The 26,751-nt window shown below is 58.9% G+C and carries 20 protein-coding genes and 1 pseudogene; all 21 read right to left on the reverse strand.

Features of this window, described 5'->3' with window-relative positions:
• Positions 1-25: 25 nt before the first annotated feature.
• On the reverse strand, positions 26-3,163 hold the full coding sequence (locus WD006_RS26425; RefSeq protein ID WP_060784993.1) for an LPD1 domain-containing protein: 3,138 nt from the start codon (positions 3,161-3,163) through the stop codon (positions 26-28).
• A 4-nt stretch (positions 3,164-3,167) separates the two neighbouring features.
• Positions 3,168-4,136 (reverse strand): KfrB domain-containing protein, encoded by a 969-nt coding sequence (locus WD006_RS26430; protein WP_035835047.1) that lies wholly within the window; start codon positions 4,134-4,136, stop codon positions 3,168-3,170.
• A 3-nt stretch (positions 4,137-4,139) separates the two neighbouring features.
• The gene (locus tag WD006_RS26435; protein WP_024569717.1) at positions 4,140-4,727 is read right to left on the reverse strand and encodes a hypothetical protein; all 588 of its coding nucleotides are present in this window, start codon (positions 4,725-4,727) and stop codon (positions 4,140-4,142) included.
• 104 nt (positions 4,728-4,831) lie between these two features.
• Entirely contained in the window at positions 4,832-5,827 is a 996-nt protein-coding gene (locus WD006_RS26440) for a hypothetical protein (RefSeq protein ID WP_024569716.1), read from the reverse strand.
• Positions 5,828-6,093: 266 nt separating this feature from the next.
• Positions 6,094-6,366: a hypothetical protein gene (locus tag WD006_RS26445; RefSeq protein ID WP_024569715.1), complete on the reverse strand. Its 273-nt coding sequence runs from the start codon at positions 6,364-6,366 to the stop codon at positions 6,094-6,096.
• 18 nt (positions 6,367-6,384) lie between these two features.
• Entirely contained in the window at positions 6,385-7,104 is a 720-nt protein-coding gene (locus WD006_RS26450) for a hypothetical protein (protein ID WP_024569714.1), read from the reverse strand.
• Between the two features lie 67 nt (positions 7,105-7,171).
• Positions 7,172-9,802, reverse strand: a complete 2,631-nt coding sequence (locus tag WD006_RS26455; RefSeq protein ID WP_024569713.1) for a DUF5710 domain-containing protein — start codon at positions 9,800-9,802, stop codon at positions 7,172-7,174.
• Positions 9,802-10,122: a hypothetical protein gene (locus WD006_RS26460; RefSeq protein ID WP_024569712.1), complete on the reverse strand. Its 321-nt coding sequence runs from the start codon at positions 10,120-10,122 to the stop codon at positions 9,802-9,804. The genes WD006_RS26455 and WD006_RS26460 overlap by 1 nt, the downstream gene beginning before the upstream one ends.
• A gap of 121 nt (positions 10,123-10,243) precedes the next feature.
• Positions 10,244-11,956, reverse strand: a complete 1,713-nt coding sequence (locus tag WD006_RS26465; protein ID WP_080672768.1) for an ankyrin repeat domain-containing protein — start codon at positions 11,954-11,956, stop codon at positions 10,244-10,246.
• 39 nt (positions 11,957-11,995) lie between these two features.
• On the reverse strand, positions 11,996-12,820 hold the full coding sequence (locus tag WD006_RS26470) for a KfrB domain-containing protein (protein ID WP_024569710.1): 825 nt from the start codon (positions 12,818-12,820) through the stop codon (positions 11,996-11,998).
• Positions 12,821-12,978: 158 nt separating this feature from the next.
• Positions 12,979-13,893: pseudogene (locus WD006_RS26475) on the reverse strand (recombination-associated protein RdgC); the annotation flags it as partial.
• Between the two features lie 90 nt (positions 13,894-13,983).
• On the reverse strand, positions 13,984-16,107 hold the full coding sequence (locus WD006_RS26480) for an LPD7 domain-containing protein (RefSeq protein WP_024569708.1): 2,124 nt from the start codon (positions 16,105-16,107) through the stop codon (positions 13,984-13,986).
• 162 nt (positions 16,108-16,269) lie between these two features.
• Positions 16,270-16,779 (reverse strand): KfrB domain-containing protein, encoded by a 510-nt coding sequence (locus WD006_RS26485; RefSeq protein ID WP_024569707.1) that lies wholly within the window; start codon positions 16,777-16,779, stop codon positions 16,270-16,272.
• Between the two features lie 69 nt (positions 16,780-16,848).
• Positions 16,849-17,145: a hypothetical protein gene (locus WD006_RS26490; protein ID WP_024569706.1), complete on the reverse strand. Its 297-nt coding sequence runs from the start codon at positions 17,143-17,145 to the stop codon at positions 16,849-16,851.
• A gap of 367 nt (positions 17,146-17,512) precedes the next feature.
• Positions 17,513-19,039, reverse strand: a complete 1,527-nt coding sequence (locus tag WD006_RS26495; protein WP_024569705.1) for a helicase HerA domain-containing protein — start codon at positions 19,037-19,039, stop codon at positions 17,513-17,515.
• Between the two features lie 115 nt (positions 19,040-19,154).
• Positions 19,155-20,420, reverse strand: coding sequence for a ParB/RepB/Spo0J family partition protein (locus WD006_RS26500; RefSeq protein ID WP_024569704.1), 1,266 nt, complete (start codon positions 20,418-20,420; stop codon positions 19,155-19,157).
• A gap of 49 nt (positions 20,421-20,469) precedes the next feature.
• Positions 20,470-21,261 (reverse strand): ParA family protein, encoded by a 792-nt coding sequence (locus tag WD006_RS26505; RefSeq protein WP_024569703.1) that lies wholly within the window; start codon positions 21,259-21,261, stop codon positions 20,470-20,472.
• Positions 21,262-21,928: 667 nt separating this feature from the next.
• The gene (locus WD006_RS26510; protein WP_425648327.1) at positions 21,929-23,455 is read right to left on the reverse strand and encodes a TrbI/VirB10 family protein; all 1,527 of its coding nucleotides are present in this window, start codon (positions 23,453-23,455) and stop codon (positions 21,929-21,931) included.
• Positions 23,407-24,306 (reverse strand): TrbG/VirB9 family P-type conjugative transfer protein, encoded by a 900-nt coding sequence (locus WD006_RS26515; protein ID WP_024569700.1) that lies wholly within the window; start codon positions 24,304-24,306, stop codon positions 23,407-23,409. Before WD006_RS26515 ends, WD006_RS26510 begins: the two co-directional genes overlap by 49 nt.
• A 25-nt stretch (positions 24,307-24,331) precedes the next feature.
• The gene (locus WD006_RS26520; protein ID WP_024569699.1) at positions 24,332-25,042 is read right to left on the reverse strand and encodes a VirB8/TrbF family protein; all 711 of its coding nucleotides are present in this window, start codon (positions 25,040-25,042) and stop codon (positions 24,332-24,334) included.
• Between the two features lie 89 nt (positions 25,043-25,131).
• On the reverse strand, positions 25,132-26,742 hold the full coding sequence (locus tag WD006_RS26525; RefSeq protein ID WP_024569698.1) for a hypothetical protein: 1,611 nt from the start codon (positions 26,740-26,742) through the stop codon (positions 25,132-25,134).
• Positions 26,743-26,751: the final 9 nt, after the last annotated feature.

The following is a 26,751-nucleotide window of genomic DNA, read 5'->3' on the forward strand; positions in this document are numbered from 1 at the left end:
CATTGAAATTTGCGGTGCGCTGCATTCAGCGATCAACGCCGCGCACCTGGCCACGGTCTTGCTCCCGCACGACACCTTTGCCATCCTGGTAGGCGATCTCTGCAATCTCGCCGACTTCTACTGGCCGGGAAAGATCCGCCATGGAGTGCACGACAGCCTCGCCGGCTCGGCCGATCTTTTGCGTCACCACCCCATCGCCGACGCCCACAATCTTTCCGATAAAGAGACCGCTCAGCTTGCCCACAACCTTTTCCTGCAGCGACTGCTCACGACGGCCGGCGCCAAGCAAAGGGCCGTCCTTTGCCCACTCGGCGCTCTTGTGCAGAATGCCTTGCAGCTCGACATTGGTGAAAGGCACTGAGATGCCGTGATCGCGCAGCCAGCCGCTCACGCCCGCAAACACTCCCTTCATGAATCCGTACTGGACACGGACATTGCCCTGTTCATCCAAACACTGCTCCCCTGCCCTGGCCACAATTTCCTTGGTCTGCATATCAGGAGGAAGGACGCCGTAACGTGATCTCACGTTCTCGGCAATCGCACATACCGTCTCGTCGCCCTTTGCGATGAGTGATTGGACGCCGTGGTGAAGTTTGGCAAAGCCATAGTTCCCCAGCATCTCCTCCAGGCTATGGTGCATGATGCATTCGTGCGCCATCACCTTCTGCAACTGTCGCATGTCGCCGATGTTTCCCGCCACCACGTAGACCTTGCCATCGTGGTACACGCCATCAGCATAGGGCGACACATCGAACGGCAAGTCGGCGGGCTTACCTATGACCAGCACGGGCGGCATACCTTTCCACGCGCCGCGCAGACGCTCGATCTCCGCGTGGATCTCGGGTAGTGGTAGCGTCGAACCCCGCTCCGGCCCGACCGAAAACAATGCCGGTCCTAGCTCCGACTCGCGTACGACAAACTCGCCGATGAGGCTATCGAAGGCCGAGTGAATGGCATCTCGTTCCGTTCCAACGGGCACGGTTTCCGTTTCCCGTACGCCGAAGGAGAGGTAGCTATTCTTGGCTTGCTTCGCCTCCAACTTGTCCGCGACGAACGAGTCAAAGGCACGTGCGAACAGCTCGCACTTCGTGGACCAGTAGACCTTTCCGCCCTTGTCCTTGTCCAGCCTGGCCGCATTCAACGCGTAGTCGGTGCTGACCTGTCGGCGCTCGGGAACCACCTCCGCGTCCGCAGCCATCGCCTGCTGGTGTTCGGCCTTCTCTCGCCGAAAAGCCAGTGAGTCGAGATTGCTCTGCAGACCCTTGAGTTGCTCAATCGAGTAGACACGGCCATGCTGGGCCTTGTAGAGGTCTCGCATCTCCAGCACGACCGGATGCAGCAAAGTGCTTCGACCAACCGCGACCCTTTCACCACCAAAATCGCCGCTGCGCACGCGCTCAGCCAGCACACCGAACTCAGCCTCTTGCCCCTTGAAGTCGCGGCCAATCGAGGCAAGCCATCCAGTAACATTCTTCTCCAGCCGCTGCTGATAGGCCGCATCAACGGCCTGCGCTTCTTCCACGGTCTGGGGGCGCTTGGTCATCGTCTGTACCAGCCCCTTGAAGGCCCCAACGATCTCTGAGCGAACTTCGCCAAAGCGCGGCGAGGCAACGGCCACGAACTTCCCTCCGACCAGTTCATGCCGGGTCTTCGTGTCGCCTAAGAGAGCATGCTCGCTAAGGTAGGGCTCTTCAGCCGTATCGAGCCCCGCCTGTCGGGCGAAGTAGTGATCGACGGCGTGCGCCCACTCGTGCGCGAGGGCGCCGGCACCAGTGGTACGGGTCAGGTTGATTTCGTTCACACCTGGCACGAAGTGCGCTGCGTTCCTGCCTCCATGCCCTTGCGCGCCGATGGCCAGCCCGAGCATGCCACCCAACGACAATACCTTCGGCGGCACTTCCAGGATGTCGGCCAGATCGTGAAAGGCGTCATAGGCATGGTTCAGATGCATCTGAGCCTCGGCACGCGCTGCAGGCGTTTTCATCCAATTGCCGAAGTTCACACCGCGCAGCCCAAACTCTTCCATCAGCCGTTCGCTGCTGATGTCCTCGCCGTCCATGCGCCGATTCACGCCAACGCGCTCAGCGTCGACGACGTTGTAGCCCTTCTCGATCAGTTGGCGTTCCGTGTCTTTGCCGCCGCGAGAACGTCCCTTTGCCGCCTCAACTGCCAACTCGCGCGAGTCGAACGAGCCTACAAAGCCACGCTTGCCAACCAGTACAAAAGGCTTAATGGCCGCTGCGGCTGCCTGTGCGGCTTCCTCCGTGTTGAATGTATCGAGGTAGTAGCGGTCGACCGAGAGCGAGTACTTCTTGCTGGACCTGAACTCATTGGGGTCAACGCTTACCTTCGGCTGCTCAAGAACCTTGTATCCCTGAACTTCCCAGGATTCTCGCTTGTTCGGCCAACCGGCATCGATAGCCTTGCCCGCGCGCTTGATCTCTTCGTACCCAGGCTGCAGGGCGCCGAGAAGCTTGTTCCCCCCGACAATCCGCAGTTCATCCCGATGGGCACGCCATCCGTCCGGATAAACATACTCCAGCAGAGACGTGGTCGGCCCGAGTTCAGACAGCGCTACCTGTTTCCCCAGCATGGCGCCTGCTACACGGATATTCGAATTGGCCCAGGCTTTGAGCGCGTTCGTGTCCTGCGTCCACTTCATCAAGCCTTGCTCGATGCGCTGCAGTCCGCTGATGTAGGTCTGCAGGTGCGCATCGGTAGTCTTCGTGGCGGTGATCGCAGGCTTCGCGGCGACGCTGTCGTAGACTTGCTTGAAGATATGCGCAACCATCGGCTGCATACCGGCATCGATGAGCTGTTGGTAGTCCGGCTTGAGCCAGACATTGGCCTTTACCGCTTCCTTTACCTTCAGGGTGTCATTCAGCCCCTCAAGATCCGACCAGGTGGTAGCCACCTTGCCGCGATTGCGCCGATTGGCTACTAACTCCTCACCAGCGTCGGCAATGCCCCCGACTACGGCCGGCGCCGTCTCCACGGCGGCGGCAACGGCAGGCCCTCCCTTTGCTTCAGCCTGTTGAGGCTGCGTCGGCTTTTCAAAGACTGCTGTCGGCTGCTCTACGCGCTGCGCATGCTGCAGCGCCGCTTCGCTGAACAGATCCATTTGCAGCGAAGCCGCTGCGAGGTTGCCGTTGTCCTTGGACATGATCTCAGCGACCCAGATCGCTGCCGACGCTGCGTGACATGTCTTTTGCCGGTGTATTCAGCATCTGGCCGGATCGGTAGGAAACCATCATTTCCGCGCCCAGCTTGGGTTCAACGGCAAAGTCCTTCAGATTGTGAATCGTGGCTTGACCTCGGCCGATTGACTGGATGACAAGCCCTCGGTCTTTGTCGATCCCAAGGATCTTGCCGTAAGTGGAGTCGTTGCCACGAGCCTTACCGAGGCAAGCATGGACCTTATCGTCAGTGACGACGATCCCATGCTTATCCCAAATCTCAGACGCCACCCGGTCAACCAGACCCTGCTTGCCCAGTCTGGAATCCTCGGCGTCGCCAAACAGATCCTCCATTTCGTACTCGAACGCCGCGTCATATGTCTTTGCGGCGGGAACATCGCGTTTGGCTTCCAGATTGCTCTGCTGCTTGAAGCTGTTGACCAGCAGGCTCCGCGCCCCTTTGATCCAGTCACCGAGCCCGATGTTTGTTTTCCCCAGGGATTGCAACTGCTCCTTATCCCCCTGTTGGAGCGCATCGGCAAACGCATATCCTTTATCCATGTTGACGCGCATCAGCTTGCTTGCCGCCACCACCGCCAAACCTGCCACCGATGCACCCAACGCCGCCACCGTTACAGCGGGAAGTACAGTAGTTCCGACAGCCACGGTGCCAAGCCCAGCCATCGCCGTGGAAGCCGACGCCAACAGACCAGAAGCGCCCATAGCGGCGGCTTGATTTGCCATGGCTACGCCGGCCATTCCCAAGAATGACCCGGCGCTCACCAGGATCCCTCCAGTCTGGATCCTCTGCTGTGCCGCCCGGCCACTGAACTTGTCCACCAGATCCAGATTCCCACGGCTTTTCGTATGCAGCAGAGCCATCTTGTTGGCTGCGCTCGCTCGCTCAGCTTCCGCACGCAGGCGTTCAAACATCCCCGACATCGCACCCTCCTTGTTCATTGATTAATGATGCAACTCGCCCTTTACCGAGGCGACAAAGCGGCAGCTATCCTCGAAAAAGCGCGTCAGTTCGCTCGGTGGCATATCGGAGGCGCCCGCAGGGCCGGCAAAAGCCGCTCCAAGGTTTTGGGCAGTCACCTCCAACATGCCAATCACGTAGTGGGCATCACCCTTTTTGTCCGTGGGCAGTGCTTCTGCCTCAACAGAGAGTTCAACAATATCCGCTTGTATGCCGCTCAAGAGATTCGTCAGGAACTCTCTGAAAGACACGTCCGAATCCTTGACGAACTCAGGCCGCAAGCGATCTGCGCTCACGTAATTAGCTTTGCGATTGAGCGCATAGGAGATATCGGTGTTCGCATCGACCTCAGGGGCTTCGAGATTCTCGCGAATCAACCTGATGTAGTTCGCGATGCCTGCTTTGGCCGGCAGGTCCAGCAGAGTGCCATGCTGCAGCACGCAACCGTACAGCCCGCCTTGGGCAAACATGTATGCCAGGTGTTGGCAGTCTGACTGCGAGAAATCGCCGTTCTCAAAGGACGATTTGATCGCCTGCACATACAACGAGAGTTCTTGCTGGTCGATTTTCATTATTAATTAATTGTGAATAAATGATGCGCACCGATCGAATGAGGCAATCACCTCAGTGATGAAGCCAGCGAGTCGCGCCCCTCACTGGCTTGCAGCGTTTGCAACTACCGCGCGTTGCTTTCGAGGCCAACGGATTTCGAACTTACGCTCAGCGTTCCCGCTTTGAATCCGAGCCGTAGCGCCTCGCCGATGCGCGGCCGAACCCCCGGCATCTGCGCAAATGGAAGCTCAATTGCTTCATCGCGCTTGACCTTGATCAGGCTCGCTCGGTGGTCCTGAGCGACCACTGTCCCAAAATACTGGCCACGCTCGCGATCCGGCTCTTTGATTTGCAGCCCCATCTCTTGCGCCTGTTCGCCAATAGTCGGCGCATTGGGATCGAGACCATTGGCTGCAAGCAGATTTGCTACGCCGTGGAGGCCGTATTCCTGCGCATGGCGCGCAATGCTGCCACTGGTCAGTCCACTTACGACAATCTCGGCCGCGTCCTGTGAAACGCTGCCGTGCAGTAGTCGCTGGACGCTGTCTGGCACCCACTCACTCAGCCCCGTCACTTTCGTGCCAGAAGCCCAAGCGAGCAGGCCAGCACGCGTTGTTTGCGTAGCAACTTCAATGGCCGCTTGTCGATGCAGCTCAACCACATCGGCCATTGGTGCCGGCACAGCGTACTTGCCAGGCAGCCCATCGAACCCGAAGCCAAGAACGCCCTTTTGCAGCGCCTGCGCTGCAACCATCTGCAGCGAGGCGCGCTGCGGGAGCGGCTGATCTCCGAGCGTAGCGACTCGCACCATCGGGGCTTTCAGAACGGATTGAATCAGTTCCGCTGCACGATGATCACCGGCAAAGTCTGTCCCGGCTGCAACACGTGGCCGGGCGGCTTCTTGCGCCTCCCGGCCATTCATCTCGCGTCGGATTCCGGATTCTGCCTTGCGCAATCCAGATCCATCGACGCCCTTCGTCAATGCCGCCTGTAGATCGGCTTTGACGCTTTCAAACACCGCCGCACGCCCACGAGCCACCAGCCTCTCATCGACTTTGAAGTTGGTTTCGCGCAGAACCTGGGCCATGGAATGGGCATCCATGGACTTCAGCAAGTCCATCACCCCTCGGGGCGACTGCCGCTGCAAGCCGCCACGCAGCGCGTGAGAGCCCGCAGAGCCCCATACCCCGTCCTTACCGACGGTTGGGCTCATGTAGCTGGGGCGACCGCCCAAATGCCGTGCCTCACTCATCTCCATAGGACCCCTCACCGACGCTCACAATTAACACCTAATTAACACATAATTAACAGTTTCGATTATTGCACGCAGGCGCGTAGAACGCCAGGCCGAAGCACCAGACGCGTGAGATTTTGTTGCCCTTTGCGTCAATGAGACATGGAGGGGTCTACGAACACTGGCAGCGCGCCGGCTGTCCCAGCCAGAGCGGCCTTGATTTGCCGCGCTGTATCCTCCAAGGCGGCCAGGTTCACCATGCCAACCACGAGGAAGCCCGGGAACGACTGTTCCAAGAACTCGTGCAGCGCTGGCTCATTCGCGGCGCACACGATTCGCTGGATCAGCTCGCCACGCGGCTCACGGCCCGACGCCGTCCCCTCGGAAAGCCGGCCCGTCACCAAAAAAACGTTCTCTTTGCGCATACGTCAGGCTCCGGATTTTCAAGCGCTCCCGCAGGGGCCATCGAAGAACGACGGCCCCTTCGATGCCAGATCCACCTTGAAGCTGTATCCGAAGTCGTCGTCATGCTCCGTCCCCGCCATGTCGCCCGCATGCAGTCTGGCGACCACCGTTTGAAGCAGATCGACCAAGCTCGCCCTGTCACTGTGCCGCGTTCCCTGCAGAAAGATCGAAACCTGCTGTAATGGATAGGCGTGAGCCTTCCACTTCTCGTCTGGCTCGATGACAGTCGGCTCGCGAGATATTGCCTTGCTCGCAAAGCGATGAGCCGCGCCACTGTTCGCCTGGGGAGGCGCCGGCAAAGTGAACACGCGTTCTGATGCGTGCCACTGCCGGAATGCGGCATTGAATTCATCCCACCGATTCTCCTTCACGACCTCCTGCAAATGCTGATACTCCCACTGAGCACGAGGCTCATATCCCTCCAGTAGCTCAAACAACTTGTCCCAGAATGCGCGATGGCTAGTCCCCCGCATACCGACCATGCCCACGGCAATCACGAACAATGGCAGTGCAAAGACGGCGATGCCCAAAACTCCACAGGCAGCCGAAAGAAACATGGTGGTGAAAGCCAGCAAGCCCGTTCCACCCAGCCAAATACCCCGTGGTCCTCCGAACTTTTCTGCTAAAGAATGCGCCTTGAAAATTTTCCTCAGCGCCATACGACGTACGCCTAACTCCGTCTCAAATTTTGCTTCCATAGTCACCCTCAAGTTGGCTGATTTTTTCCACGTGGGCTTGCGAGTGGGTCGCATCGCCTATGTGTCATTACCGTTCCAGCGCGCCGCTGGTGTGCTGCATGACCCGCGCAGGGCTTTGAACAACCGTTCGCACCTCTCTCTGCTGTGGAGTCCCCAGCGCCGACATAACCTGTCTGGAAACCGCTTGAGCGCCCTCGCTCCCAGCCAAGTCGTTCCAGTCAGTCGGCCGCCCCTGAAGGGACTTAAACTCGGGCACCAACATGACCGCTCGTGAAGTCCTTTGCTCTTGTTCGCCCTCTTTCGCGGGCCCAGCGAAAGCCTCCAGCGCGGCGCGACCGGCCTCTACTCCCCGGTTGCCAAAAGAAAGCCTGACTGGGCGCTGCCCTTCTTGAGTCACAGCCTCAATCGAGATGGATCGCACCTCCGTAGAGTCGGGCTCGCGCTCCAGCGACATGCAATAGCGCCCTTGAGGCGCTTGGTGCCACTGGCCATCGGCCACAGCATCGCCAAGCGACACCATGCGAGAGGAGTTCTTGCCGCTGAGCACTTCCACCATGCTGCCGCGCTGTGAATTCGGATTGACGCCCAAGTCTTTAGCCAAGTAGCCGAGGGCGCGCTCCACATGAAACTGGTCGTTGTCCACAGCCATGATGGGCACAATGTTGTCTGGCCACTTGCGCGCAGCCTCGGCCGCCACGGCTTCCAGATTACCGGCGTCAAAGCAAACGACCACCGGTAAGCCCGTGGGTTGCCTGAGCGATGCGCCGGTAGCGAAGCCCTCCACGAACAGCGCTGCCCTGGCCGCTTGATCAGGCGATGCGACAGCATGGGCGCACAAGGCATCAAGAGACGGCGCGCCCAGCACCGTCATCGTTCCTTTCTTCTGCGCCCCGCGCATGAACGACTTGACAGTGCCATCCTCATTGATGGCCTGCACCGCCCGGATCTCGCCCGCCGCGTTGCGCATCGGCACGATCAAATAGTTTTGATCCTCACGGATCGCCGACTTGCCGTTCTCGCCGACGAACTCTGCGTATCCGAGCAAGACCTTGCCCGAGACCTGGACCAGGCCTTCGGTCGAAATCCCTTTCTTGATCACGTACCCGTGGCCGGCTGCCGGCTGTCCTTGAGCAACAACCTCAGCGGCGTGCTCCGCCGCAACCGCCTGCGCTCGCTTCGTCGCTCGGTCGGCTTCCTCTGCTCGACGCATGGCCTCGGCGCGCATGCGCGCCTTCTGCTCTGGTGTCAGCAGCGGGCCATCGAACCTCCATGACTGCTGCTCGCCCGTGTACTTGTCATTGATCGCGCCAATCGGTGTGCCATCGCGACCTCCCTTGAGATCCAGAAGATAGGCGCCTGCTGTATTCGGTCCCTTCTTGCTGAAGGCGCGCACGTTATGCCATTTCCCATCCGCTTTAATGTCGTCGGGGACCTTAAGATTCATGTCCATCATTGCGGCTCGGAAGCTGTTGATGACCTCGCTCTCGGCAGCAGTCTTACCCAGGCAGTGGTCGCGCGGGTCCCACTCTTTGAACTTGGCCAAGTCCAAGCCCTTCGGCACGAACCACACCATCTGCGGCTTGTACCAAACAGCCCCGAGTTCCTTGGCACGGTCCTTTTCCTCAAATGGCACGGCAAGTACCGCTTCGCGCTCCGCAAACATGGCTTCCAGACGCGCGCCGTAAGCAACATTGCCAGCTTGCCGGTCACTGCCGCTGTGCGGTGAAACAGATTGAGTTTCTTCCATCGTGACCTCGCTTAGGCCTGTTCCTTGTAGCCTCCGTGCCAGTTGCTCCGCCTGTGGTTCTGATATTTCTTCTTGGCGGGCTACGGCAACCTCGTCTGCGATCTGCAGCTCCTGCTGCGCTACGCGCGTTTGGGTAATGACTTGGGATGCCACAAGCTCTGAAACGCGTACGGCATCAAAGAATGCCGATGGGTCGGCCTCGATCAGTGCGGCCGTGTCGCGCACCCACTCTGAGCTAGACCACCGCGCCACTTGCTTCTGCAACGCAACTTGAGCGGAAATGTTTGGTGACGCTTGCCAATCGATTTCGGAAAACACCGCCGACATGGCCAGCGCCTGCGCCAAAGCTTGATCGGCTTGCCCATCTTGCCCGCCGAGTTCGCGGTACTGGGTATCTACCCAATCCGCCAGCGCTTCGAGGATCTCTGTGCCAGGCTCGAAGTCCGCCGCCACCATTGCAGCTTCCAGCGATTTGCTGGAGAGCTTCGGAGCGGGTTCATAAGCAGGTACGCCTTCGACGTGCACGGCATTGAACACGGCGAACCGTTTGACCTCCGGGACCGCCAGCGCCGTCCCAGTGTTATCCGTCGCGTTCACGAACTGGAGAACAACTGGCTGCGCGTTATCGCGCAAGTTCCAACCCGAGGCCGATATCTGCTGGCTTGTGAAAAATCTCGAATCGGACCATCCGCGATCCTGCATCACCTGCAGCAACATCCACCGGTTGAAGCCCGTGATCGGCCGTCGCTCACCAGCGCTGACGGTATGGGGCATTTCCATGGCGACGGTCCCGCCGCTCATGAATACGGCGTCGCCGGCCTCCACACGCTCCCCAAAACGCTTGGCAATCGCCAGGCGGTGCGCATACCCTGCCGCTCGCGCGTCTTCCTTCGCCTGCAACGCCGGCTCAGCATCGGCCGGCGCGGGTGAAATCTCTTGAATCTGGTCCATTACAGGCCTACCTCAGAAGCCTGCGTGCCGGCAACTTCGAGCGTGACCAAGTAGCAGTCGGCAAGGCCCACCGCCGTGAATTCGCCTATGGCTAGCGGGCGCCCCTGTTTGGCCATCTCCACCAAGTCCTTCAGAGTCTCTTCGTCGACCTTCGGCAGATCGATAGGAAGGATCGAGCGCCGCTCCAGGGCGAGTAGTTGCGTTCCATGGATGCGGAGGGTGTCGGCTTGCTTCAGGCCGCAACCCACAGGGACTGTGATCATGATTCCCTGCAGCGCCCCGGACGGATCTTTTGCAGCAAAAACCTCAATCGGGATCATTCTTGTGCTCGGTAGTCCACGCGCATAACATCAAATAATGTTGCATATCATACAGGACGAGTACATAGTTGGCACGCGCGATGACTGCTTCGCGTGCCATACCGTAGCCGTTACCCCAAAATCAACGCCCGACTCCGCGCTGCTCAACAGCCAGATCGTGATTCTGTAGCCGGCCCTTGCCTCGCTCATAGCTGACCGTGATCAGGTGACCGACCTGCACGTCATCGCCGCTCAGAACGCTACGGTCATGCACGACAACGTTACGGGGGTCGCGTCCGACTTTTTGCTCAAGGTGACCGGCGCTCAGAGCCATGACTTTGCCTACGAATGTCCCGCTTTCCGGCACCTGGTAGAGTGTGTTGCCATTCGGGGTCATCTCCTGAGGTGGTGCGTCCGTCCGTGACGGTATTCCCCCTGTTACACGGGAGGGAGCGTCTGCCAGCAAGCTCGATAGCCCCTGCCCCACTGCGATTTCAAGGCGGTCGAGATCCTTGTTGGTCGGCTCGTAACCCCGCACATCCAACCCTGCGAGCCGTGCAGCAAACCAGGCCTTAGCGCGAAACTCCACCTCGCCCGTGACCTCAATCCCTTGCCAATTTTTTGCATCAGCCAGTTCACTCGCTGCCTGGAAGGTGTCGATTTCCTTGTCCGCGAACCGGATCTTGTCGCCATCATCCACCAGGGCAATGTGTTCCTCGCCGAGGCGGCGGTACTGCCCTGCGCCATCACGGACATATCGGCCACGAAGGAGCGTATCCGGCCCGTCTTGTGTAACGTCGCCAACAGCCGGGCTACCGCTGCTCTCAATGCGCGAGATGTATTCGTTCAAGTCGATGGCACTGTTGCTGACAGTGCGGGGGATGCCGATGATGGCATTCTCTGGCGGCTCAGCAATCAGCTCGTGTGCCTGACGGTCGCGCAGTTGGCTGATCAAGAAGAACGCACGCACGGCGTCGCGCTCGCGCGTCACGAGTTCCTGGCCAGCCATGTAGGACTCCAACTCCCCTTCCTCGCTGAACCGGTGCACCGGAAGGTCAATCGTGCGTGGAATCACGGCAAAGTTCATGCCCTTGCCCAAACTGTCTTTGCCATCCAGGTACAGGAATTCGCCGTGGTCCAAAGACAATTTGTCTCCCACCGCGTACTCGAACCCGTCGAGCGCTTGCAGGAGGTCCTCCTCCGCAGGGGCTTCTGCCCCAAGGGCAGCGCGAACTGCAGCATTCGTGCGGGTCCGCGTCTCGGACGTCCGCGCTGGCGCACTGCTGGCCAGTCCATAGTCGCTCGGCGTCTTACCGAATTGATCGGCCGCCATGAGGTCCGCGCCGGCCGCGACAAGCTGCTTGGCAGCCTCACCATTGCTACGTGCGGCGTAGTGAAGCGCAGTCCTGCCAAAGCGATCAACCGCACGAGTGTCCGCGCCCAACTCAATGAGCTTTGCGACCAATGCGCCATCGTTGCGGTGTGCCGCACGGATGAGCGCGGAGGCGCCCTGCACCAGGCCAAGCGCGCTGGAATCCCGCCTGATCGACGCATTCACGTCGGCGCCCGCCCGCACAAGGTGTTCAGCACACTCTGCGTTCGCCAGCGCGACCAAGGGGATGTCTCCAAACGCGAATGCATTCACGTCGGCGCCACCCGCAATCAACTCGGCAGCGAACTCCGCGTCGTTGCGGCGTACTGCATACGCCAGCGGCGACATGTTGGAACGTGTCCAATCCCGCACCGTGGCCGGGATCTTGTGCTCGGCCAACAGCGCCTTTGCCGAATCGATGTCGCCCGACGCAAGCGCCTCCATCATTGCGACTTCACCACCAGTATTGTCCTTCGACATCATTCCCCCCGAATCTAAAACACATCAAAATGGCGAAAGGGATCAACGTCCCATCCCCCGCTGCTCGACAGCCAGATCGTGATTGCGCAACCGCCCTTTGCCCATCTCGTAGCTGATCGTCACAACGTTGCCAAGCGCCGCGTCGTCCCCGCTCAACGCTCGCCTATCGTGGACCATGACATCACGCGGATCTCGCCCGACCTTCTGCTCCAAATGGGTGCCACTCAGTGCCGTGACCTTGCCCACATACGTCCCTGTGACCGCCAGTTGTTCGGCCATCGTATTTCGCTGGGCGACTTCCTTTGCCAAGTCTGGGACAGCTTTCTCCAACGCTTCACGATAAGCTGGGCTTGACTTGGCATACTCAGCCATATCGTTGAGCCGGTAGTCCGTTTCGTAGCGCGACACGGGCCTCAAATTCGTGAGTTGGTCATACAGCGCGCTGGCATAGTCCACTACATCGCTCTGCACTTGAGCAGCCGCCTCTTCTGGCGTCCAGGTCATCGCGCGCTCTTGGCGTTCTTTACGCATGGCCTGGGACTCACGCGCCTTGCGCTCTTCCTTCTCCGCGACCAAGGCGTCATCGGCCGCTTTCAGTGCATGAATGTTCGCTACAGCCTGCACACCCGCGCGCTCAAATTCAGCCTTGTAGGCCGGGTTCTTCATGTTGTCGGTGATCGTGACGGCGGCAAAGCGTGCAAGGTTCTTGTCGTTGATCTTGCCGAAATCTTCCACATCCAGTCGCGCCCACTCGCGGGCAGTCTGTTCATCCATCTCATCAAAGGACGCCTCCCAGCGTCCTTCAATGCGTCGTTCGGCTTCGGCTGCGCTGATCGCCAGTTCGGGGGTTGTTTCCTTCTCACTCATATTCCCACCTCACGCGTTGATAGACTTCGGTGTTACCACGGGCGTCCCATCACTCCCGTCCGCAATCATCATGCGGGCTCCGGCACTGCCAGTTGCTCCACAGTGCGTTCTTGACTGTGCGGCCGACCTTTCCCCGCCACACCATCGCCACTGTGAGCCGGGTTTTCCGTGCTCGCCCCCTCTGGCACCCGTGCGCCGCCGAGTGCCTCCACCAGGTCACCAAGCAAGCCATTCAGTTCGCCGGCCATCAAAAGAAAGTCGCCATCGAAAGCCTCGTCGGCGGTTTCTGTCTGCGTCTTCCCTTCCTTCAGCACGTCCAGCGGCGCCACGCGTTTGACGATCAGCGCTTCAGTCAGCACAAAAGAAACGCGGTCATTCCATGTCATCGCCAGCTTGGTACAGCGTTTCCCCGCAGCAATGTGACGGCCGACGTCGTCCACGTCCACCGGGTGTCGTGCATAGCGCACGGTAGGCTTGCTTTCTGCCGACGACTGCAGCTCGATATCTTGATCAATCGTGAAGCCTCCAGGTGCCTCGTCACCGCTGAGCCATTCCGTCATAGCAGCAACCGGCGACACATTGACTTGCAACGTAGTCAGATGCAGGGAGTCCACCGCTTTGAAGAGCATGCCCCTGACCTCGTCGGCTTTGGCGGCGGAGGCGGCGTCGATCACTAGCCAACCGTTGACCGGATCGATCCAGACACGGGTATCACTGCGGATGCTGAAAGCGCGCGGCAGCAGTTCTTCCGTGATTTGTTCCTTCAGCTCCTTGAGTTGCTTGCGGCCTGGCTTGAAGCCTTGCTGCTCTTCGACTTCTGCCGCACGGGCTTTCGTGACCTGATTGACGACGCTCGCCGGCAACAGCTTCTTCTCGGTACGTAGTGTCAGCAGCATTTGGCGCTCCACTGCGTGTACAAGCTCGCCGTTTTCGCGCGGAGCGGCCCAGCCGATGGTCTGCATTTCAAGGCTGGTACCCGGATGAAACGCGTGCTTCGCGAGCGCCTGCGACAACTCGGTGGCATTCAGCCTGAACGCTCCAAGCTTGTTGATTGAAAGGTTGCGAAACCACATGACGTTGTCCTTTGATGTGAGTTGGAGCCGCACGCGACGGCTCATTTGGGATCGGTTCAGTTTGTTCGAAGGGCTTGCCCCGGATGGCACCTATCGCGCAAGCGCCTGCTCGCGCGGCTGCTCCTTCACCTGCCCGACGCCACGGCTATAGTTGATCTCTGCCCACTCACCGACACCAGGCACTTTGCCCTGCAGCTTGGAGACGTCATGCCAGATGAGTTTGTTGGGGTCACGACCGGCCTTCTGCGCGATGCGCCCTTCCTCGACGCGCACGATTGGACCGAGGAACAGCCCGCTGCTGGCAACATCGACTTGCGGCTCCTGCACGACCTCCGCAGCTCGTGACAGCACTGCCGTGTTCCAATTGACCCGATGCGCCGTCTTCCAGTCCCTCTTGCCGTCAGTCCCCTCGACCTCGACCTCCACTGGCTCCCGGCCGCCCTCGATCAGCGAAACGACGTCACCAGGCTGGGCGCCTGCTGCTGAGAGGCTACGCTCCAGATCCTTACCCCAGACAGTCCGGGACTGGCCGCTCTCGTTCTCGACCGTAGCGAAGTAGCTGGCCTTATTCTTTGGGTTGTGGTCATAGGGCGCAGCGCCATGCGCGACCAAGCGTGCCCCTTTTTCCAGATCCACTATTGCGGTCTGCTCAGCCCGGACCTCATCCATCGCGGTATCGACTTCGCGATCAACAAGGGATGCTGCGATCGCTGGCCGCGCTTGCCCCTCATGCCCGACACCCCGCGCTGCAACCTTCGTAACGCCGGCAACGACGTCGTCACGAACCAACCCATCTACGCGCGTAACGGTGCGCGTGAGCACAGGCTCTTCGAACGACGCGACCACTGCAGGATCATTCGCCGCGTTTGCTGGCTCCGTTTGAGTGCTCGTGCGCGCGACGGTGTACTTAACAGTGGCCTGGACTTCTTTGCCCGTAGCATCCACAACCGGGCGCACCTCCACCGTCTCAGGGGTAAGCGCCTCGGCCCTTGCTGCTGCAGCCTCGCGCTTTCTCACCTCTTCGGCCATGCGCTGCGCGAGTCGCTCACGGTCCTGCTCGGTAGGTGTGTAGTTGACTACCTGAAGCCCCATCATCTGAGCTTCAAGCCATGCTTGCGCCAGCATCTTGGGCTTGCCTTTCAGCTCAATGGCCTTCCAACCCTTGGCCAGAGCCAACTCCATCGCGCCTCGATATGCCTGCTCGGTCTTGTTCTTGAGCACGAGCGACGTGCCCTTGTCCTGCAGCACCGCCAGGCCTCCAGCCGTCGGCCGGTAAGCACCCTCCTTGTCCCGCACCAACTCGCCGCCCAACAGGTGGGTCGGTTCGGCGATGTTTGTCTTGAGGTGTGGATCATTGAGGTACTTCGAGCGCGGAACAATATCGACGCCCAGATTGCGACTATCCGGATAGGAGCTGAGCAAGGTGGCAATCGCGGCTTTGTTCTTTGCCAGCTTCTCCGCCTCGATCAACTGGTTCACCTGCTTGGCTAGCTCGATACCCTCATGGTTATGCAGACCGTCGAGCCAGTAAGGCGCCATCACCGCGAAATCCGTGTCGACGGCCGGCTCGGTAGGCGCCGCCTGTGCCGGCGCCGGCGCAACGTCAGGCCGATTCGCCACCCGCTCCGTCGACACCTGTTCCACCGGACTATCAAGCTCCCCTACGGGCTCGCCCAGGAAGAGATCGGTGGCGCCTTGCAGCTCTGCATCCTGCGCCAGAGCAACTGTCCGCTCTGGAACAGGCGCGGGTCCAATCACGATGTTATCTTCAACCTCACCACCCGCTGGCGCCGACGCGTCAGCGTCAGGCCCCGCGACGCTTTGCTGTACATCGGGCGCGTCCACCTCGACAGCCTCGCCCCGCATTTGCAGAAGGGCCTCGTCGGACATACCGAGCATGGCTTCCAATGACGGCATGCCCCGGACGTTCGACGCGTTGTAAAGCGTCTTCTCTCCCACGGAACCATTTGCGGCATTGCGCGTCGTGACACGAACCGTGTTCGCCTTGGCCGAGACCGTCCAGCCATTAGCCCGAGCCTGCTCCGCAGTGACGAAGCGATAGTCCTTCCAGCCAAAAGTCTCCATCCCGGTTTTCAGCCGCTCCACGTTCGCCCCCGTGATGTCCACGCCATCAACAGGATTGAATGGGATACCGGCCCGCGCCTGCTGGGCGAAACGCTCTTTCAACTGCTCGACTTTGGACTTTTCCGCCATTGGTACACCTCAATATTTAATGACTCGGTTTGCTGCTTTTGCTGCAAAAGACACTTACCGGACATCAAAGGCCACCAAGTGCCCAGAAGGCCCTAGAGACCGATGCGCGCGGCCATGTTTGTTCCTGACGCATCGAATTTAACAGCAAATTAACACTTTCTGCTATCGCTCAGGGCCTTTGCCCTTCTCTTCTATTTGCACAAACTGGACCAAGGAAAGACCGCCTTCCTTGTCATAGCCGATTCGCACATTTTCACGAAGAGGGAGGAGGGGAAGATTTCCGAAGGACTCCAAGTTATGGAGAACTCCAAGGCGCCCAACCTTCTGAACAGCATAGCCCTTTGATTGGACGACCAGTGGCCCTTCATAGGTCTGCCCTGGCTGCGCGAGCGCGCACGGGAATTGTTGGCCGAACAGAGCCTTGGCGGCTTCGGATGCCATTTCCTGGAGCACCTCGTCAGCCTCGCACGCCAACTCATTCATCTCGGCTTGCTTTTCGCGCAAAATAGCAATCGCCCGCGAAATTTGCGCGGGGAACATTTTGTGCTTTTCGGCCGCAACGACGCCAGGCAAACCATCAACCAGCACATCCTTGCACGCCTCAAGGGTTCGCTCGCTGATGCGCGTCTTCTGCGCTGCGCCCAGGAATTCGTCTTCCGTCCACCGGTCCATGATTAGATGAGAGTAGCGTAACCCTCTATCTTACAAGATCAGACATGCGCCGAGGAGGGCGCGGTCTCGTTATTCCGCGCTGACGACCGAGTCAATGAAGCGACCGATCGATTGCTGAGCTGGCTCACGCGGCACACGGCGCTTTTCCCAACCGAATGCATCACCATACATAGCGATGAACTCATCACGCTGCGCGTCAATCGCACGAGCATAAGCCTCCGAGCGTTCGTTTTCGGTCCGCGCACCCTCCAAACCACTTACGGGGGGAAGGGACTGCTGAACCTCAGCTTCGATAGCATCGGCAATCGGTCCCTCCGGATAGTCGATGGAGAGAACCGCAATTGGTCGAACGATAGAGGCCGTCATATGGATTACCGCAAGGTTACTTTTTGTTACAAGACACCCGCACTGAGCACGGTACTAAACTAACGCTACGTGAGAAGATTAACACCTAATTAACACTTACGCACCCCCCTCACAAGGAGGGTGATTATCTCGGCCTCGGCCTATGGTCAATATGACGCCAGTCAATTGTGACCACAATAGTTGTCGGGTAAAGGCCAATTATAAGGATGTCGGCCGCCAATCTGGGAACTTAACCCTACGGGAGAGGGGGCTCGGATTAACCTGATATAAACTTTGTCTATATCAGAAATAGACATATCGAAACTCGCGCCAGTCCCGCACTGAACACACTTCCCGCCCTTTTCCCCTGTGACCATTGCCGTCCGCGTCAGCCAAGGCTGACCATCTGGAAGTCCGCCGAAAGCATTCCCTTGGTCTTGATCTGCACCGCAGCAGACTTTTGCGGCACTACGGAACCCAGTAGCGCTTCTTCAACCCCAAGTTTCCTCGCCGCCAGGTTCGTGTCGGCCTTAGAAAGACCCAGCACTAGGATCGTGCCAGTCGCTTTGATGAAGTCATCCGTGAAATGATCCGGTGTTTGGGACATGATCCACAGACCGAGGCCAAATTTGCGGGCTTCGTTGGCGATCTTGTTCAGGATGTCGTCGCTCGACTCCCCAACGAAGCGCCTGCCCTCATCGAGCACGATCAGCTCCACCACATCGCTCTGCACGCCGCGCTGCATGGCACGCTCGAAAATTCGCGCGCACACCATATCCACGAACATGCTCTGCACCGGGATTTCCAGTGGCTTGATCTGGTACTGCCAGATCGGTTTTTGCGGGTCAAATGGCGGAGGTACGGGATTGTAGATGCCGATGGCCCGCAGGTTCTGGAAGCGCTCATAGACGCTCGTGAGCACGTCCGTAGAGTTGTAGCGGATCATGTCATCGAGTTCACGCCCGGTCACGATGGCGTCCAGGTAACTCGTGTACGCGTCGGTCGCCTTTTCCTTCGCCTTGTCCAACGCCTTGGTCAGCTCCGCCCGCTCACCTTCGTCCAGTGCCGCGTCGCGCTTGGACATCTCAGTCACCTTGCGGTGATAGGCTCTGGCCGCCTGGTTCACATCCTTGAGTAGCGCCATCGCAGCGCTGTTGGTCCCGCAGAAATGCGCCTTGAGCTTCCGCTCCGTGAAGCGTACGACGTCATCCAAGGTCGGCGCCGTTTTGAACAGATTGCGAGGCTCCCACATGAGGAAGTCCCCCTCATAGTGCTCACGCTCGACCCACCAGCATCGCTTCGAGCGCAACTTCGGGTCGTTGTCGAAATCATCGAACCCACCCCGAAAGCGCCCTTCGTTATCGCGCAGTAGCGACTTGAATCGATCACGGTGCTCGTAAGCAACATCCAGATAGACTCGATTCTCCCGCCCTTTCATCACTGCCCGAATCATCCGAGGATCGTCGGGCCACCACGTTGACGGGTCATCCGCTTTGAACCCATGCGCGGCGTACAAGTCCTCCAGCAGGTAACGCATCACGGCTTCCTGCTTTGTGCCCAAAGTCTTCTGCTTCTTGATCGCTGCGATAAATTTCTGGATGGCCCGTCTTACACCGCCGTAGTCGGGGTCAGGATTCAACTCAAGCGGGTTATACCCGTAGCCCGTGGCCTCGGAGAACTTGACCACCGAAGCGTAGGGCAACTGGATGTCCCCGTGCGGATCAACGACGTGTACGCGCACCGGCTGGTTAAGATCGGCCGCACTCTCCACAAAACTCGTCACCAATTCCTGCAGCGTATAGGTCTTGCCCATACCACTCACCCCCGTTACCTGGAGGTGAGGATTGATGACTTTCATCGTGTCCACGACGACGGGATCTCCCGTCTTCAGGTTGCGACCGATTCTAATTTGCATTTTTTAATACTCCGCTCACAAGACCGTCCGACGGTACGGCAGCGAGATCTCGCCTCAAAAGAGACAACCGTTCCCGGACGCCGGTGGCCCCCGGGAACGGCCTACACTCAAACGGCTATTGCAGCTTCGCCAGCTCGTTTTGAACGACTGCCGGCACCTCGCTCGCATCCCACATCACGCCAGTCAGTACGTTTGCGATGCGTTCCGCCAAAGGACCAGGCAAATTGATGCTCAACTGCATGCCGGCCAGAGCTTCCTGATCTGCAGGCTCCAGCTTTTGCAACAATGCCTGCAGGCTGGCCACGGGCACGCGCACACTTACCGGAGGCTGAGCTGCAGCCTTCTCCGACTTTTCCAGCGTGACACTGACCGCATTCAGAATCTTCGCGCGGTCACCCTCGGGGAGCTTATATGCGGAACCGATGGTCGAAGCGGGGGCTGGCTTCTGCGCATTCGCATTTTGCTGCGAGTCCAGCGTGCGCCCGTGCTCTGCCATCTCGGCAAATGCGCGCGCGACGGGGTCATTCGGAACCCCATCGCCAGGCGCAACGTCTGCTGGCCCGGGCCGCTGTTCAGGCTGAGTCGGCGCGCTTAATTCCTCGACGTTACGCGGTGGCGCTACAGTGGCCACGGGCGCCCGCTTTGCCGCCTTCGCGTCGCGAGCAAGATCGTCAATCACAGAGCGAAGCAGCGGCTTCGCCAAGTACTCCGGATCATCTTGTGGAAGTTGTACCCGGCGCTGAATTTCTGCCTGTACCGGCATCGGCAGGATCGAAAGCCGGTAGAGCTTTTCAACGGTATCAGCGATGCCCGTCTGTACCCACAGACGCTGAAGCTCGTCATCGCCAAACTTCACATATCGGCTCACCCACCCTTCGCTTTTGCCCAAAGCCTTCGCAATTTGCGTCTGCGTCAGTGCTTCAACGCCGTCCGCGCCTTCCATGAGTCGGCGAATGGAGCGGGCCATGTCCGCGTCCGTCAAATCCATCCGGTTGACGTTCTCCGCCAGTTGGAAGATCAGGCGCTTCTTTGGGTCCGTCAAGTCATCGCGAATGCGGGCCAAAATCGTCGCGCGGCCCAGCTTGAGGTGCGCACGGGTTCGCCTTTCGCCCACCAACACGCGGTATGTGCCATCTCCAATCGGCGCGACGGTAATCGGCTGAATCAGGCCTTGCCCTTCGATGGACTGCGCCATTTCGTCGATAGCACTCTCATCGTCCTGCGCCACTTGCCCATCGGGATGGTGAAAGGCCTGACGTGGCTGTGCCGCGTCGAAACGAATCTTGTCCAGCGAGATCGGAAAGGTCTTGGCATCATCGTCCGCGACAGGTGCGGCACGGCGGCTCAGCTTTTCAAGTGCCGACGACTTCTTCGTAATCATTCTTTTCTCCAAATCCCTTCAACCTAGTGCGCGTGTTCGACCAAAGCCGTCACTTTCCCACGATTTCGGCGCAAACCTCGCGCCACTGATCGCGCAATTCCTTCGGCGCCCCACGGTGTGACCACACGGGCCGCGCCGGGCTCTCCTCCATGGCGTCGGCCACGGCCGTACGCGTAGAGAGCGTCGCAAGAACCTTGTTCCCGTAGGTTTTGCGCATCCAGGTGTCCTTTTCCCGGTGCGATTTCACTCGCATGTTTGCCCGGTTCATTACCCCAACCCACTTCACCTTTGGGTTCAGCGAGCTGATCGATTCATCGATGATCTGCAGCACGTTCTGAAAGCCGGAGATGCCTGACATCGCCGGCTCCAGGGGAATCACAACAATGTCTGCCCAGATGAGCGGCGACAGGTGCCGCAACCCCACCGCAGGCGGAGTATCAATGATGATGTAGTCGTAGCCAAGCCCGCGAAGCAGATCGGGCATCTCGCTGGAGTACGCTCGCTCTTCGGCCGCTTGGTCGGCGTCGTACCGATCGAGTTCACGATGCCCGTGCAAGAGATCAATCTGTGGATGCGTCGTCTTTTGCGGCTGAGGTGTCGCGCCCTCGAACAAGTCGCCCACGCCACCTTGGGTAACCGAGATCACGTCGAGATCGTCGGTCAGATACTGGCTCAACGTCCCCTGCGAATCGAAATCCAGGCACAGCACCTTGGACTGCTCGCTCTCAACGCCAGCGTGCGCCAAATGAAACGACAGTGTCGTCTTCCCCGGCCCGCCCTTCTGATTGATGACAACAATGATCTTGGTCTTCGGGCTCTTCTGCGTCTTTCTGGTTTGCATCGGTTTTGCCTCTCGCTTTCACCCTAAGCAAAATGCGCAAGTCTCAGCGCATACAATAATGCGCATTGTATGCGCCCCACTGGGGCACTCGCAAGGGGATTGAGCAAGAATCTTTTGCAGCAAAAGCCATCAAGCACGCTCTAAGCTCAACTGTTGATGAGCCCCGGCCCCTCATACGGATAGACGGCAATACACCACCAGCAGATTGCGGTGTACAGGAACGTCCTAAGCGAAAGCGACCTCGGAAGCACCGACGAATAGTTGGCATTAACTTGTTCGATGGTGTGCTTCATGCGATCCACGAGCGCTGTAGGCAGCACCATGTTCATGGGCACCCAACCAGAGTCAGTGTCTCGCCGTACACTGGCACCGCCTGTTGTCCTGTGAATCCTGGCCAACCGCCACTCAAAGGGCGGGTTGGCCTTCCAGGGTTCATACGCCAAGAAGCTTTCCAGCATGTGAACATACATCTTGTTCAGTTTGCGCTGGTAGTGCACGTCTGCGAGCTGGCGACAGTAGGTCATCAACCAGTTCGGGACGGAAGTCTGGGCTGGGACGAACTCCGTGTTCATAATGCCTAGGTTAATATTGTCTGAATCCAGAAGCATACACTGTTCGTCTGTCGCGGAGGATATCTCCCCCAGTGGGGGAGCGTAAGGTACTCGTCCTAAGCCCCTCCACCGCAGCGATTTCGCCAGACCTTCTTAAAGACGATACTCAACGGCAGCATGATCATGAAGCGCTCGCCAGCATAGTTCCGCAAGGTCGGCTGGACCTGCAGATACTTCCCGATAAGCTGGGCACCGAGTTGGCCATACTGCTGAGTCAATGCGTTCGCAATGCTCTGCTGCGGCGTCTGCGCGGTTGTACCCGTTGGCACCGGTGGAACGGACATCTGGACCCCTGCAGTAATCAGCGACATTCCAAACGTGAGCCCAAACAGACGCATGTAGTGGTTGTCCACGTCGGCTTCGATGCCGGCCGCGCCTGAACTGTCGTAGCCTTGCATCGCGCCCAGATTCAACTCCGACCCGTCTTCGAAGCCCATGTAGTTCCAAACCACCAGGTTGCGCGTTTGTCCAACCGCGACCTTGGAGTTATAGACGCCCTGCACCATCGTCAGCGCGGGAACCAGCAAACGGCAACCCGTTATGGTGTCGTACACGTCCTCCGTTACGCGCGCCTTGACCATACCCGGTTGCCCCGAGTTGACGTTGCTCTCCAGGCGTAACGGCAAGTATGACCCTCGCTTCAATTCGTTGGGCGAGACGGCGGGCTGCTGCGTGTACTGCAAGTAGCTACGGTCATCCCTTCCACCGTTCTTGATGAAGTTCAGTTTTTCGTCCTGCTCCGAGTCGGACCTTTGCCCAACCTGGCTTGGTGTGGAGTTGGACGGCATTCCCGCAAGCTGCGCCGACAAATTGGATGGCAAGCCCGCCGGCAACGCGCCTGCTCCGTTCTTCTTGTCCTCGCCTGAGTAGTTCTTGGCACTGAGCCCATTGTTTCGCGCCTGTTCGAGGCGCTTTAGCCTATTCTGTTTCGCAATCTGCTCCGCCTGCTGCTCTGCGGTTACAGGTGCGGGAGTTGGCGTGGGGGCCCCCGTCGTCCCACTGCCCAGGTCATTGTCGCCGGCACCCGCATAGGAGGCAGCACCGCGCCCTTGCCCCTGCCCGGGCTTCAGCCCAGGCACGCCACTGGCCGCCACAGCTCCTGTTGGCGTGAACCCGCCCGCTGCGCCGCCAGTCAACGATGACGAGCCCATGGTGCTCCCCAGAAGGTCGTCCTGCGCCGCCTTTGGCGCAGACCCGACTAGACTCGCGGCCCCAGTACCCCCACCCGCCGCATCGTCCATCGGCGCCTCGGTCAAGTCCTTCGGGACGACAGTATCGGCCACCTTACCAGGCTGAGCCTTTTTCTTGTCTACCTCTGTGGTTTCCTGATGGTCTTTCTTCTTCCGATCCATGGCGTCTAGCGCCGCGAAGAAGATCCCGACCATCAACAGAATGATGGCCACCGCAACACCAATAACGCGTGTGGAGATGCGGTCGGCGTACTTCGGACTTGGACGGATCGAGCCCTCGATCTTGGGCACGCCAGCATCGAGCGAGAACGCATCAACCTTCTTCCCACCATCAGCTTCAGCCATCAGCCGCGCCCCCAAAAAGCGAAACGCGACTTCTCCTTGCGCTTCCAAATGATCTGGACTTTCTCGCTATCGCGAATCAACTCCGCCTTGCTGAACAGCTTGTCCACCACGTAGTGGATAGTCCCAGTCTTCTCGTCCACGGTGCGTCGATAGTCCACGACCATGGCCTTACCCTCATCGTCAATCAGCCTAAGCGTCGGATATTCGCTATGGCGAATCTCGTCTGGCATGGCGATGTACACCCGCTCGCCATCGTTGAATACACGAATTGGCCGAAAGTCAGCATCACCGTCGATCCGATAGTCGAAGGCCATCTTGTCCGGCGCGACGGCGGCCGGCATGACGTTGCTGGCTTCGTCCTTGGCCTTCGCTTCAACTGCGCGCCCCATCTTGTCGTCCCATGAGGAAACCAATTGCTCAGGGTAGTAGAAGCCGATCCGGTTCAGGTACACGCCTTCGGTCTTGGGGGCATAGAGCTTGATGTGGTACGTGCGCCGGTCCGTGGTAATGATCAGATTCGACTCGACATCATTGTCCTTTGGCTGAACCACGACATGATTAACGGTCCGTCCCTTCTCAATGGAATCGGCAGCCTCCCACATCCAGTTCGCTTGATCCCCTAGGACGACCTTTCGCGGCATTTCGCCAGGCTCCATCTCAATGTCGCACGCTCGGCTCGGCGAACATGTGAGCTTCGGCATCGCCTGACCGAACGGAAAAATCACTTTGCCGTCGGACGACATCAAGGCCTTCGCCTTCTCCCCCGACTGCCAACGCTTGGCCTGTGCCAATACGGCGTCATCCAGGACGTTGTAGCGCTGACCCGCTGCGTAGGCCGCCGACATCCCACCAATCGCATAGACCGCCGCAAACGCAGCGAGAATCAGTTTCTTGCTCATCGTCTATATCTCTCTCTCGCTAGCGTTACTTCACAATCTCTTGCCACTGCATCTCCGGTACCGTGAATCCAGTCGGATTGCTACGGAAGACCTTTTCGTCTGATGATGGGTTGAGTTCGTACTGCACCGTGGCACGCCAACGCGCCACGCCAATTTCTTCGCCAGTCAGACTGTAAGAGTGCTCCTCCCAGTCCACCTGCCAGCTTTTGCCGCTCAACTTCAGCGCGGAACGCACGATCACCTGGACCGTCTTCTTTGCGCCAACCTCATTCGGAGGAGCCTTGCGCAGTTCGGTCTTGACATACCTGTCGGCAGCTCCAGTCAACCTTGAGAAGCCCTTGCTGAGTCGCGAGTTGTTGGCCTGGCGATCAGTGGTCACACTTCGAAGGTTCTCGATCAAGTCGAACATCTCGCGATACACCAGGCGCTGCGGATCAGTCACCGCCTCATCACCATGCAGAGCCTTCACTGCGACCACTTGCCCGAGCTTGTCGACCTCAAAGACCATCGGGATGAACTTCGATTTCGAGCCGATCCAGATCACGCCGCAAATCGCGAAGCAAGCGATCCCGAGCGAAATGAACGCAAACATGCGCCAATTGGCGATTTGCGCCTGCACACGTAGGACGCGGTCCTCATAGGCTGCCTGCGCATTTGCCCACGGGGTGTCTTCCCCTGCGCGCGGCTTAGGCGCAGCATCTTCTGCCTTACTCGATTTCTTGCGAAGCTTGAGCATGTTTTGTTGTACTTGAGTATCTCGAAGAAAAGCCCACACGGCTTACAGTGCGTGGACTTTTGCAGCAAAAGTCCACGCGAATGCGCCGGTCAATCCGCGTGATGGGTGTTGATGGAAACGTGCGTTGCAGCCTGCTCTTGGGAAACATGCCTGTTGGCTTCGCTCAGCTTCTCTCCAAGCGTCGGCTTTCTTGGTCCTTGCTGCGACACCAGGTGGTCCACAAGCCTCGACAAATCCTTCTCCAAATTCGGCTTGCCACCGATACTTGCACTGCTCGCGGATCCGGGTCCCGCCTCCTCAGGGGACGACGGAGCCCCCTCGCTTGTGCTGCCGCCTGCCGCAGCGTCGCCCTGTGCGCTTGCCGGCGTAACCGTGACTGGATCCGTCACTGCAGGAGCAGTAGCGCTCGAAGCATCGCTAGCAGTTTGCGGTGCCGCGCCCGACGCGTTCGCCGCGTCCCGCTGCAGGCCAGCACCGTCCGGCATTTCGGCACCGTAACGGCCCGAGGCAACATTCGGCTTGGCAGGACCCGCGCCAGGCCCACTTTCGGGCCTGCTAGGTGGCATTGCGGCGGAAGCGCTGTCCGCGACGGGACCACCACCAACAGACAGTGCGGGCGCCGGAGGAGTGAACACCGGCGCGTCGCCGCCGCCGCCGCCCATCGGAGATGCATTCGAAATCGAGCCACGCGACGTCAGTTTGTCCATGAATCCAGACATCGACTGCGGCACTTTGCTGGCCGTCGCCGCTGCCGTCGCACCACCCGTTGCCACGGCGGCCCCCAAGGCGGCGCCTGCGGCTGCGGCTTGACCTACGTCGCCAGTGCCCAAAGAAGTTGAGCCGGACGCCAGCGTAGCGGCAATGGCGTCAGACTTGAACGTGAGATAGCCGAGCAGCAGGTAGGCGCCCATCGCAGAAAGCATAACGTCCGCGACTCCGCCAATGCCGTCCTGCTTAAAGTTGTCAACCGTAATTCCGGATAGCGTGTTTGAAACAATGTCGCTGACCTCATTGAAACCGGACAAAATTACGGTCAAGAGAATTACACGATAGCCAAAGGATAGTAATGCTTTAAAAGGTGCAATGCCCTGATCTTTTAGCGTATTCAGGCCCAAAAATGAAAAGCTCAGGGGAGATAGCATAGCAACCAACCCAAGCTCCAGTTGGAGCATGAAAATTTTGAAAGCGAAAAGCAACCCAACGCCAAGCACGAACAAAGCGATGTAAACAAGTAGCATCCCCGCCGTGTCGCCAACAAATGGAATGGCGCCAACACCTATGGCAAGAACCGACATTGCCCCAGCCACACCAATCGTCTTGGCAACAATACTGCTTGGACTCGGCAGATCAATACCCAGCAGTCCTGTCATTTGATCACCGACTGCCTGGATAAACTGTGGTCCGTTATTGATGACGTATATACATACGCCAACCCAAGCTACGGCGCCAAACATCTTTGCCACAACAGACTGAATATCTCCGTCTGTTTTCAGAAGATTGTAGTTTGTGATAAAAAATTGGAGAACAGCAAAGACTCCTACCCAGGATATTGCTTGGGCCGTCAACTTGCTGATCGCCGGAGCCATGGCCTGCTTAATCATTCCCAAGACCGAATCAGGCCCAATGGCTTGAGATTGAGCAAATGCCATCTGCGCAATGCCGATCAATAAAACAGCGACCAACAGTTGACGTTTCTTCATGCCTCAACT

This window comes from Cupriavidus sp. Met-2, assembly GCF_049843575.1.
In the GTDB taxonomy this organism is placed as follows: domain Bacteria; phylum Pseudomonadota; class Gammaproteobacteria; order Burkholderiales; family Burkholderiaceae; genus Cupriavidus; species Cupriavidus metallidurans.